This is a genomic window from Aquimarina sp. AU119 (genome assembly GCF_900312735.1).
GTDB lineage: Bacteria > Bacteroidota > Bacteroidia > Flavobacteriales > Flavobacteriaceae > Aquimarina > Aquimarina algiphila.
This window is the reverse complement of the sequence record NZ_OMPF01000001.1, coordinates 527159-539167: the sequence shown is the minus strand read 5'-3', so window position 1 is coordinate 539167 and position 12009 is coordinate 527159. Positions and strand designations below refer to the sequence as shown.

The following is a 12009-nucleotide window of genomic DNA, read 5'->3' as shown; positions in this document are numbered from 1 at the left end:
ATATGATCGCAGTAATTTTTGAACTCGTTCCTAATACAGGATGTAAAGAAGAATATCTTCAGATTGCCAAGGAACTAAAACCAAAACTAGAAACTATGGATGGTTTTATCTCTATAGAGAGGTTTCAAAGCCTTTCAGAAAATGAAAAACTATTGTCGCTATCATTTTGGAGAGATGAAAAAAGTATACTTCAATGGCGTACTATAGAATCTCATCGCAGAGCACAATCCAAAGGAAGAACTCATATCTTTAAAGAATATCGTTTACGTATTGCCGATGTGAGCAGAGATTATGGGATGTTTGATAGAGATGAAGCTCCCAATGATAGTAAAGGTTTTCATGATCATTAGAAAATAGAATTTAATTAATCCAAATACTTATTTTCGATATGAAACGTTAATTCAAGATTTCGAATAAAGTTTTATGCGAAGAGAGAATTGACGTTACAAAGCGGAGCTTTGAAAATCTTTTTCACCAGTATAAAATTTGTTTTACGTTAAAAAATCTTGAAGCCTTGGAAAGATTTTAGCAAAACAAATTTGGTTTTTTGCAGAGCAGAAAAATACCTTGAAAAAAGTGCCCTTTCTTTTGTTTCGTTTTCTTTGGGCAAGCAAAGAAAATGAAAAGAGCGTGAACCAGATGTTTTATTTTTAGTGCAGAAAATCACTCCGATTAACGTAAATTTTACAAGATAGAACTTAAGAAAAAAGAGTTAACTAAGTATAGCTACTTCCTTAATTCTTTTAGCAACTTCATCGCTTTGGCTTTATATACACCATTGTAAGCTATAATTTCTTCCAGAATCGGAATGGTTTTTTTAGGCTTATTCAATTTTAAATAAGAAAGAGACAGATACCATTGTCCAATCTCATAATACCGATCTGTTTCACTAATAGCTGTAAATTGGTTAATTGCTTTTTTTTCCTGTCCAAGATTTAAATAACTATTACCCAAATATAATTGCAATCGTTTTTGGGTTTCCAGGTTAGGATAGTTTTCCAGTGCTATAACAACACTATCATAGACACCATTAGTGTACTGTTTTATAACTTTTTGAATCTCATTAGTTGTATTTCCCCGAGTGTTGTCTTCTGCAGGAAAAGCTTGATAATATGAACCATATAGGTTTTGTGTTTTGTTCTGGCTTTTAGAGATGTACCAATACAATGTTCCTGCTCCAAATACAATCACAATAGATGCAGCGACTTTCCAATATAAAGAAAAAGAAGAGGTAGTAACTATTTTTTCTTCTTCTTCTTCTTTGATTGTAGTACTAATACGTGCAAGTTTTTCTTTAAAATCCAAGGTGTCCTGATCTCCAAGAACATTGTGCATCATTCTGTGTTTTTCGACTTCTTCTTGTAATTCCTGGTTAGTTGCTAATGCTTTCTCAAAGGCGATTAGCTCTTCCTGGGGTAAAGTGTTTGTAAGATACCCTTCTATTTTCTCAAATATTTCCGGAGTTCTCTCCATAACGTTATTTTTTTTCAGGAGTTAAATATAGCTCCTGGTATATAGGATCTTTTTCGATCATTTGGATCAAAGATCGTTTACAGTCAAATTTTTTCTTTCTGGTATATCCTTCAGAATACCCTGTAATAGTTGCAATATCTTTCATGCTTTTTCCTTGAAAAAGCAATTGCAGTATTTCACGACAACTATCACTTAACTTTAAGAAATGCTTGCGATACACATGTTCTTGTTCTTTTTGTGCGATATATTCTATAACAGCAGGAGGTATACTCTCTGCATCATCAGGTATTTCTTCTGTGATCACCATTTTTTTATTTTTTCGTAATCGGTTTCTCCATATATTTTTACAAACTCCATAAAAATAAGTTCGCAATGAAGAATGCAATTCCAGAGAGTCTGCTTTTAATTTTTGGTATATCAAAACCAATGCATCTTGAAACACATCTTCTACATCGGATTCATTACCAGAGTTTTGAAGGATGTATTGCCTAACATATTGTAGGTTTTGTTTATAAAATGTGGTTATGATGACTTCATCTCCCGCAACGATACCTTCCAAAATTTTGCGCTCTTCGGTACTACTCATAAGTTCATGTGCTAATACAACAAATTGTTACCCTTTTAGACGAAATAAAATTAAACGTAAAAGTAACAATTTTAGTTTCTTTGCTATTAATAAGAAAGAACATAATTGTAATATCATATCAAGTGCTATGACTTTTGAAGCCAGAAGTACGAAGTGGGAAGTAATGGACTGTCATTCCTGTGCAGACAGGAATCTATAAGCGTAACAAAAATTGAGAATGAATCCCAGCCTATGCTGGGATGACAACGTATGAAGGAATAACATATTGAAACAGCAAAAGTAATGGACTGTCATTCCTGTGCAGACAGGAATCTATAAGAGTAACAAAAATTGAGAATGGATCCCGGCATGGGCTGGGATGACAACGTATGAAGGAATAATATATTGAAACAGCAAAAGTAATGGACTGTCATTCCTGAGTAAACAGGAACCTATAATCAAATCTAATTTTAAAACCAAAGCATCAATATGCAGTATATATATTAACCAATAAAAAGAATGGAACACTTTATATTGGTATGACTAATAACCTTGAAAGAAGAATTTTTGAACATAAACAGAAATGCATTGATGGATTTACTAAAAAATATAACCTTGATATACTAGTATATTTTGAGTTGTATCAATTTGTTGAAGACGCTATACGAAGAGAGAAAAGAATGAAGGCTTGGAAACGACAATGGAAAATTAACTTAATTGAAGAAGATAATAAAGATTGGAATGATCTTGCTTCTGATTGGTATGATTAAGAATTGTCATTCCTGTGCAGACAGGAATCTATAGGAGTAACATAGATTGAGAATGGATCCCAGCCTATGCTGGGATGACAAATAATTAATAATAAAAATGATAAATAGGCGATGACCACCAACATAATACCCATATCACAAACAAACCCCATACTATTATGGACGCTATGTTGTATGCTGTTTTTATCCACGACAGGCCATACCCAAACCACAGTCGATACGATACCCGCATCTCAATATTTTGCAAAAGCCGATACCTTATTAACCCATAGAAAACTAGACAGTGCAATAGTCTATTTTAAAAAAGCACTACCCATCTATAGAAAAGCCAAAAGCTGGGAACGCGTAGCACGATGTTATAATAAAATTTCTGAAAGTCAATGGAAAGATAAAAAATATAAAGAATCACTGGGTAATGCAAAGCAAGCTTTAGCGATTAGTGATCAATATTTGCCAGAAAACAATAGAGAGGAAGCATATGGGTATGATAATATCGCTCAATATTATTATAGTAAAAGGCTAAATTATAAAAAGGCTTTACTGTTTTATCAAAAAGGGTTAAAAATTAAATTAATGGTTTTTTCTGAAAACCATTTGTTTGTTGCTGGTTCTTATCTGAATATTGGGAATGCACTTCTTATGAAGCGAAAATATGATGAAGCATTAGAATATTATAAAAAGTCTATAGTTATTAGAGAAGATAAATTAGAGGTTGATCATATAGATACTGGACTATCTTATTTTAATCTTGGCTTAACTTATGATAGGAAAGAAGAATACAATAAGGCTTTGCCATATTTGAAAAAAGCATTGTCAATAAGAATAAAAAGGCTAGGGGAAAAACATAAAGATGTAGCTATATGTTATCATGTAATCGGTTGGATATATAAAAAGAAGGGAGAATACGATAAAGGACTTTTTTATTTAGAAAAAAACCTATCTACCTTAATGAAAATTGATGTAAAAGATTATTATAATATTTCAAGAGCTCTAAATGTTTTAGGTGTTTTTTATAAGAATAAAGGCATGTATAATGAAGCATTGAAATATTTTGATCAATCCATAGTAGCTGAGAAGAAAATATTAAATTATAAGAAAAATTCATCAAAATGGTATAATAATATAGGAATTGTATACATGTATAAGGGAGAGTACAATAAGGCTTTAAAATACCTTAAAAAAGCACTTCAGAATAATGTTGTTCATAGAGGAGAAAATGACATTCATGTAGCACTAAATTATAACAATATTGCAAATGTATACCGATTAAAAAAGGATTATAATCAATCTCTAAAATATTACAATAAAGCACTAAGAATAAGAACAAAAATTTTGGACCCACATCATTCTGATATAGCAGAATCTCATAATGATATGGGTAAGTTGTTCATTGTTAAGAAAGAATATAATAAAGCTTTTTACTATGTTAGTTCAGCACTAAAAATAAGACAAAATGTGTTTGGAGAACATCATCCTGATGTAGCAGATTCTTATATTAGTCTTGGCAATATTTATGAGAGTAAAAAAGAATACAAATTTGCTTTAACAAACTATCAAAAAGCATTAAGAATACGACGAAAAGTATTTGGAGCATATCATCCCAAAGTTGCAGTATCCAACAACGATATCGCAAATCTATATGCACTACAAAAAGAGTATAAAAATAGTTTGTTGTACTACGAAAAAGCAATTATTGCTAATGTAAAGGAGGATCAATATTTAAACCCAAACATACTATTAACCTCGTTAGCAGGAAGGACCAAAACATATCTTAACCTGTATAAAGAGCATAAGAATATTGATGATCTTAATCAAGCTATTATTGCTTATAAAAAGGCAGATGCCTTAATCAATGATATCAGGCAAACGTTTACGACCTATCAGGACAAAGTAGCCTTTGCTCAAAAAGCAAAAGCGATCTATCAAGGTGCAATACAAACACAATTGTTACGATACACTACCCAAAAAGAGCAAAGTATTTTGGAGCGCGCATTTTATTATGCCGAGAAAAGTAAAGCCAATACGCTTAAAGAATTGCTTAGTGAAGCCAATGCGAAAAATTTTACAGGCTTACCAAATGATATGTTAGTCTTAGAAAAAGAATTACGAATCGATAAAGCATTTTATCAGTCCAAAATCACGGATGTGCGATCTGAGACTACAGTAGATTCTTCAAAGATTACCATATACGAAAACAAACTATTCGAGATCAATAGACGACAAGACTCACTCACTGCTATTTTAGAAAAAAACTATCCCAAGTATTACCAGCTCAAACATGAGAATACTATTGTATCGGTCGCTGATATTCAAAAGAAGTTAAATGAGCGTACCACATTGGTAGAGTTTTTTACTGCTGATAGTAGTGCCTATATATTTACAGTTTCTAAGTATAAGATGGCAGTGCAAGAAGTATCCACTCCAGATCTTACAGGTCAGATAGAACAACTTAGAGAGGCCATTACTTCTCAAGAGTTATCTCGTTATAAAACGATAGCTCATGAATTGTATACTACACTTATTCATCCGATCAAAGATCAATTCATAGGGGATGATGAACTTATTATCGTTCCCGATGGGCCATTATGGCATTGTAATTTTGAGTTATTGCTTACTCAAAAAGATGGGTCTAATAACCCTGCAGCGCTATCATATTTGCTTAAAGACTATGCGATCACCTATGCCAATGCTGCAAATCTGTTATTTGCCAAATCCAGAAGTGAAGAACCTATAGAAAAGAGGCAAGAATGCCTGGCATTTTCGTTTTCAGAAGGAGATCAAGTAACATCAACAAACACCATGAGTATGGCAACGCTTAGAGATGCAGGTGGTGACTTACCGGGCACTCGTGAAGAGATCAAAGCCATCTCAGATATTATCGATGGGCAGTATTATTTTGGATCACAAGCTATAGAAACTAATTTTAAGAAGAATGCAGGACAGTATAATATCCTTCATTTGGCTTTGCATGGAGATGTAGATAATGAACGTCCAGAGAATTCTAAACTTTATTTTACCAAGAGTAAAGATACGATTGAGGATAACCTGCTCTATAGTCATGAACTCTTTGCTTTGGATATTCCGGCAGAACTTACAGTTTTAAGTGCTTGTAATACAGGAACTGGTAAAATTGCCAAAGGCGAAGGGATTATGAGTTTGGGCAGTGCTTTTCAGTATGCAGGGACCAAAAGCCTGCTATTGACCCGTTGGGAGGTATCAGATCAAACTACTCCGCAGGTGATGAAATATTTCTATACCAATCTTAAACAAGGCATGAATAAAGCCAAGGCCTTGCAACAAGCCAAGTTACAATACCTTGCTACGGCCGATATTAATCGTACACAGCCTTTTTATTGGGGAGCATTTTATTTGGTAGGAGATGCAGCACCTATGCATTTTGAGAGTACATCATTATGGTATTGGATACTAGGATTAGGGTGTGTAGGAATGTTGTTATGGATAGGGTTTTGGTATAAAAGGAGAAGGATTTGAATTATAGACCTCACAGGTTTTTTAAAACCTGTGAGGTCTGCTCATATCTAAATATTAAGAGTAGATCCCAGCCTATGCTGGGATGACAAGAAAAAAGAATAATATAGGAAATCGTAAAGAGAGAGACTGTCATTCCAGCGTAGGCTGGAATCCATAATAATATATTCAAAATTGGATTCCAGATCAAATCTGGAATGACAAATAGGATACGATAGGTTTGAGATGTATATTTCTGTATTTTTATACCATGCTTCGGTCATCAGACTTCTGGCATAAAAAAACAAGAACTCATGAAAATATTTGGGCATCGTGGTGCGGCTGGCTTAGTTGCCGAAAATACATTAGAATCTATCAAAGAAGCCTTAAAGCATAAAGTAGATGGTATTGAGATTGATGTACATCGTTGTAAAAGTGGGGAGCTAGTTGTAATACATGATGAAACCTTGCATAGAACCACTACCGGAAAAGGAAACGTATCTGACTATACTTTGCTAGAATTAGAACAATTTACCACCAAAGAAGGGTTTATGATCCCTACACTAAATCAGGTGTTAGATCTGATTGATGGACAATGCACGCTCAATGTAGAGTTAAAAGGAAAAAATACCGGAGTCATAGCGGTTACTTTGTTAGAAGCACATATCAGAACTTCAAAATGGGAATATGACGATTTTATCATTTCGAGTTTTGATCATACACAGTTATTTGAATTGAAAACGGTAACTTCAAAATTTAAACTAGGGGTACTTACCGAAGATACTATAACCAAAGCTTTGCCCGTTGCAAAAAAACTGAAAGCTTTTTCTGTACATCCTCCTATTTATTCACTAACTCAAGATGAGGTAAATATGGCTAAGGCAGAAGGATATATGGTGTATGTGTGGACTGTGAATACTACAGAACTTATCCAGCAATCAAAATCATGGAAAGTTGATGCTATCATCACAGATTTTCCGAATTTTATACATTGAGACGAAAAACTGTCAGATTGAGTTCTAAATATAGATATAATTGACGTTTCAAAGCAGCGCTTTAGGATTCTTTTTCTACCAGTATAAGATTTGTTTTGCGTTAAAAAATCTTGAAACCTTGGAAAGATTTTAGCAAAACAAATCTGGTTTTTAGAGAAGCTGAAAAATACCTTAGAAAAAGCACCCTTTCTTTTGTTTCGTTTTCTTTGGGTGTGCAAAGAAAATGAAAAGAAGGTCGAATCATGGTAATTAATTTTAAAATTGAATAAAAAGAAGTTCAGATTAAAAATCCGAACACTTGAATTGACAGTGCTATTCTACTCATGTAATTAGTATATTCGTTGTTTAAACATAAATGTATTAGAGTGGAATATGATGTAATAATTGTTGGTGGAGGTGCGGCTGGTTTTTTTACAGCGATTAATCTGGCAGAACATACTCCAGAATTAAGAATTGCCATTTTAGAACGAGGCAAAGATGTCCTTTCTAAAGTACGCGTATCTGGTGGAGGGCGATGTAATGTGACCCATTCAGAATTTATTCCTAACGAACTTACCAAAAATTATCCCAGAGGTGAAAAGGAGCTCAAATTAAAAATCCGAACACTTGAATTGACAGTGCTATTCTACTCATGTAATTAGTATATTCGTTGTTTAAACATAAATGTATTAGAGTGGAATATGATGTAATAATTGTTGGTGGAGGTGCGGCTGGTTTTTTTACAGCGATTAATCTGGCAGAACATACTCCAGAATTAAGAATTGCCATTTTAGAACGAGGCAAAGATGTCCTTTCTAAAGTACGCGTATCTGGTGGAGGGCGATGTAATGTGACCCATTCAGAATTTATTCCTAACGAACTTACCAAAAATTATCCCAGAGGTGAAAAGGAGCTCAAAGGGCCTTTTCATACATTTATGACTGGTGATACTATGGATTGGTTTGATCGTCGGGGAGTAGCCCTTAAGATAGAAGAAGATGGTAGGATATTTCCAGTTTCAGATTCTTCAGAGACTATAATTAATTGCTTTTTATCAGAAACAAAACGATTAGGGATAAAAATTTTAACCGGTCATGCCGTTAAGCATTTTGATCAAATAGGAGAAGGGTGGACCATTGAAACGAGTCAGGGAACATTTACTGCTACTAAACTTATGATTGCAACAGGTAGTAATCCCAAAATATGGAAGATACTACAGGATTTAGGACATAAAACAATAGCAGCAGTTCCTTCATTATTTACCTTTAATATCAAAGATTCTAGAATTAAAGCCTTACCAGGAGTAGTGACAAATGCATCAGTGCAGGTTAAGAATTCAAAATTATCCAGTGAGGGGCCTTTACTGATTACTCATTGGGGGATGAGTGGCCCTGCAATTTTAAAACTTTCGGCATGGGGAGCAATCGAACTCAATAAAAATGAGTATAATTTTGAGATTATTGTCAATTGGCTTCAGCATTATACTCAGGAAGAAGTTTTAGAAATGCTTAAGGAATTAAAGAATCAATATCCAAAACAACAACTATATACTTATGCCCAATTTGATCTGCCAAAGAGGTTATGGCAGAGCCTGGTGTTAGCTTCAGGAATACAAAGTGACACTCGTTGGGCAGATGCAAATAAAGTACAGTTTAGAACACTTTCTGAACAATTGACCAGAGGAATTTTTAAAGTAAACGGAAAAAGTACATTTAAAGAAGAATTTGTAACCGCTGGTGGAATTGATCTTAAAGAAGTGAATTTTAAAACCTATGAAAGTAAGAAATATCAGAATTTGTATTTTGCAGGAGAAGTACTCAATATAGATGCGATAACAGGAGGGTTTAATTTTCAGAATGCATGGACTGGAGCTTTTATTGCTGCAAAAGCAATAGCTTCTAAAGAATAATTTCAATATTCTTTTCACTCTGAGGCTCTCGACAGAATCACACATGCTAATGGTTCATTGTTGATAATTAGATATAAACGCATGTCATCCTGAGCCTGTCGAAGGATAGAATTAAATATAAATAAGAACAATGAAAACATATATAGCATTACTTAGAGGAATAAATGTTAGTGGCCAGAAAAAAATTATAATGGCAGATCTTAAAATAATGTTTGAAGAATTAGGATGCACTTCGGTTAGCACCTATATTCAAAGTGGAAATATTGTTTTTCAACATAAAAAAGATATGTTGACATTGACCGATATCATCAAAAAAGAAATTTTAACTCAATTTGGTTTTGATGTCCCAGTATTAGTATTAACTCGGGAAATGTTAACCACTATTTATGATAATAACCCATTTTTGAAGCGACTTGAAGCTAAGGAAATTGAGGATAAAAAAATGTATTTTACTTTGCTTTCCAGAATGCCGGATTATAAAGATATAGAAGATGTAGAATCTACCACTGCACGTTCAGGAAATGAAGAGTTTGTCATAGCAAAAGATGTGGTGTATTTTTATGCGGCTAATGGATATGGAAAAACCAAATTGAACAATAATTTCTTTGAGAAAAAACTGCAATCTACAGCGACTACCAGAAACCTGAAAACAGTAATCAAACTACTGGAATTAAGTAAATTAGATTAAAAAATTAAGTTGTTTTGACTTGCGATTTTCCGTAATTTTTTGTAAATTAATAGGGTTTAACTAACACCTTGTTAACTATGAAAAAAATTACACTTACCCTTACCTTCATATTTTTATTCTGTGGTATTGACCACGGATATGCATTCGGCGAAAAAGATCCTATTAAAAAGCTATTGGTGGATTATATCAATAAGATGAATGCTTTAACGCAGGGAACTCAAAAAGAAGATGTTCTAAATTTATTCGATGATAAATACAGTGGAAATACAGTGTATGTAAATTTATCCGGAGCCTTAGTTAGAAAAAATTATGAAAAAGAAGATATCGCTTCTCAGTTAGATGATATTATTAATGATGATAATTATAGGTTTAAATTAACGGTAGAGAAAATTGTGTTTCAAAGCCAAAAAGAAAGAGCTGGCACTATCTCTGCGGTGATTAATTTTGAATCCTATATCGAAAAAAAAATTGCAGAAAAAGGAACCATGTTAATGGATGTAGTTGGTATACGAGTTAATGGCGGTTGGAAAATTGTTCAAAACAATATGGTTAGAGTTTCTGAAGCAAAAGATATTGGTGAATGTATTTGCTATGTATATGAAAAAGGGACTACAAAATTTGTTACAGAGGTCTATTTTCCATCGGGATTAGAATACAGCCAGGCTCTCGGAGCTTTTCAGGTCACGACCAAAAACAATAAACGGATTATCAAATCGGATAACAAAGAATTTTATTGGAACAAAGACACGGGAAAATTAACACTCAAAGGAGGACAAATTGGAAAAGCAAACAATCCCAGAAAAGCAGTAGAATTTGTGTTAAAAAACTTATACAAAGAATCCTGTGTAAATATTGTATTTAACTAAGTAAAACCTGTTTTGAAAATCCACCTTGGTGGGCTTTCAAAATGATTGAGACAAGGTAATCCCGCTCTTTGGCGGGATTATTATTGTAATAAGACATCATAATTCATTTGTGCCCTTCAACTTGTTTTAGTACGAAACATATGTATCAATAGTACCAAAAAGTAGATATTCATATATTTTTAGCCTTCTAAATAATGGTCTGATCTTTTAGAAAACCTCTCCAGGAAATTTCGATAGCCTGATTAATGTGTTTTTCCTGAAGATTGACCTGCTCATTTTCATGGATTTTTACAAGAGATACAACATTACCAAAGAATAATTCTTCCATGACCAGAGTATTATACGATTTAAAAACCTTACGTTTTATACCCATTTTAAAATAACTTTCTATTTCATTATAATATTGCCTAGCTTTATCCTTCAAGGATTGAGGGATTTCTGGCGAACGTGCGATTTGTTCAGAAAATATAAAAGCAAGTGGATTATTGACAAAATAATAAAACAGATTAAGCCACATTACTGTAAATTGTTTTTTAATGTCATCCTCTGGGATATTTCTCATAACCACTGTGCCAAAATCTTGGGTAAGCATCAAATAAAGTTCTGTAATGATTTCTTCTTTATTCTTAAAATGATGATATACGGTTCCATTAGCCACGCCTGATTCTTTAATAATTTGAGAAAGAGAAGTGGCATTTATGCCTTGTTTAGTTATTAATTCTAGAGTAGTCTGTAGGACTATTGCTTTTTTACTCATAAAATGATATTCCTTATTCCTTAGTTTAATTTAGTTGCCATATGCCGAAATTTAATGCGGTCGCAAAAGCAACCCAAACAACGTAAGGGATAAGTAGGTAAGCGGCGGTAGAGTTTACTACTGTAAACCATTTAATGGTGAACAGCAATAGGATAAATAGGGCTATAATATCCAATAGTGCAATTAATGGGTTTTGTAGTCCAAAGAAAAAAATGGACCATGCAGCATTAAGTAACAATTGAAACCCAAAATGGTATAACGCAATTTTTACCCATTTATGATAAAAACCTTTGCTCCAAACAATTCCTGCTGAAATACCCATCATTATATAGAGTACAATCCACACGGGTCCAAAAATCCAATTTGGAGGAGTGAAAGAAGGTTTGTTTAATGCTGTATACCAAGTGTCAATTGAAGTTTGCGTAGCAATACTACTCAAAAATCCAATAAAAACACACAATAATACAGAAATACCAATACGAAATAACTTTTTTTTCATTGAAATAAGTTAGTGCAGTACTAAAATAGCAATTTATTTT

Annotated in this window: 11 protein-coding genes and 1 pseudogene; 8 read left to right on the top strand and 4 right to left on the bottom strand. The window is 33.3% G+C overall.

The window, feature by feature from the left end; genetic code table 11:
* Window positions 1–2 precede the first annotated feature (2 nt).
* Window positions 3–350: an antibiotic biosynthesis monooxygenase gene (locus DK442_RS02215; protein WP_109434204.1), complete on the top strand. Its 348-nt coding sequence runs from the start codon at window positions 3–5 to the stop codon at window positions 348–350.
* Between the two features lie 376 nt (window positions 351–726).
* On the opposite strand, the gene DK442_RS02210 is transcribed toward DK442_RS02215, so the two are convergent.
* Both DK442_RS02210 and DK442_RS02205 read right to left on the bottom strand, forming a co-directional pair.
* Window positions 727–1473 (bottom strand): tol-pal system YbgF family protein, encoded by a 747-nt coding sequence (locus DK442_RS02210; RefSeq protein WP_109434203.1) that lies wholly within the window; start codon window positions 1471–1473, stop codon window positions 727–729.
* Between the two features lie 4 nt (window positions 1474–1477).
* Window positions 1478–2059, bottom strand: a complete 582-nt coding sequence (locus DK442_RS02205) for an RNA polymerase sigma factor (protein WP_109434202.1) — start codon at window positions 2057–2059, stop codon at window positions 1478–1480.
* Window positions 2060–2505: 446 nt separating this feature from the next.
* On the opposite strand from DK442_RS02205, the gene DK442_RS02200 reads away from it, so the two are divergent.
* From DK442_RS02200 to DK442_RS02170, 7 genes and pseudogenes are all read left to right on the top strand, one after another.
* Window positions 2506–2808 carry a GIY-YIG nuclease family protein gene (locus DK442_RS02200; protein WP_109434201.1) on the top strand — a complete coding sequence of 101 codons (303 nt, stop codon included), beginning with the start codon at window positions 2506–2508 and terminating at the stop codon, window positions 2806–2808.
* A 111-nt stretch (window positions 2809–2919) separates the two neighbouring features.
* Window positions 2920–6300, top strand: a complete 3381-nt coding sequence (locus DK442_RS02195) for a tetratricopeptide repeat protein (RefSeq protein ID WP_109434200.1) — start codon at window positions 2920–2922, stop codon at window positions 6298–6300.
* A gap of 290 nt (window positions 6301–6590) precedes the next feature.
* Complete coding sequence (locus DK442_RS02190) at window positions 6591–7271, top strand: glycerophosphodiester phosphodiesterase family protein (protein ID WP_109434199.1); 681 nt, start codon at window positions 6591–6593, stop codon at window positions 7269–7271.
* A 365-nt stretch (window positions 7272–7636) separates the two neighbouring features.
* Window positions 7637–7849: pseudogene (locus DK442_RS02185) on the top strand (NAD(P)/FAD-dependent oxidoreductase); the annotation flags it as partial.
* 89 nt (window positions 7850–7938) lie between these two features.
* Complete coding sequence (locus tag DK442_RS02180; protein WP_109434464.1) at window positions 7939–9159, top strand: NAD(P)/FAD-dependent oxidoreductase; 1221 nt, start codon at window positions 7939–7941, stop codon at window positions 9157–9159.
* A 130-nt stretch (window positions 9160–9289) separates the two neighbouring features.
* Window positions 9290–9847 carry a DUF1697 domain-containing protein gene (locus DK442_RS02175; protein ID WP_109434198.1) on the top strand — a complete coding sequence of 186 codons (558 nt, stop codon included), beginning with the start codon at window positions 9290–9292 and terminating at the stop codon, window positions 9845–9847.
* A 77-nt stretch (window positions 9848–9924) separates the two neighbouring features.
* Window positions 9925–10713 (top strand): hypothetical protein, encoded by a 789-nt coding sequence (locus DK442_RS02170; RefSeq protein WP_109434197.1) that lies wholly within the window; start codon window positions 9925–9927, stop codon window positions 10711–10713.
* A gap of 187 nt (window positions 10714–10900) precedes the next feature.
* Here DK442_RS02170 and DK442_RS02165 read toward each other — a convergent pair whose 3' ends face one another.
* Both DK442_RS02165 and DK442_RS02160 read right to left on the bottom strand, forming a co-directional pair.
* Window positions 10901–11470 carry a TetR/AcrR family transcriptional regulator gene (locus DK442_RS02165; RefSeq protein WP_109434196.1) on the bottom strand — a complete coding sequence of 190 codons (570 nt, stop codon included), beginning with the start codon at window positions 11468–11470 and terminating at the stop codon, window positions 10901–10903.
* A 25-nt stretch (window positions 11471–11495) separates the two neighbouring features.
* Window positions 11496–11969, bottom strand: coding sequence for a TspO/MBR family protein (locus tag DK442_RS02160; RefSeq protein ID WP_109434195.1), 474 nt, complete (start codon window positions 11967–11969; stop codon window positions 11496–11498).
* Between the last annotated feature and the right edge of the window lie 40 nt (window positions 11970–12009).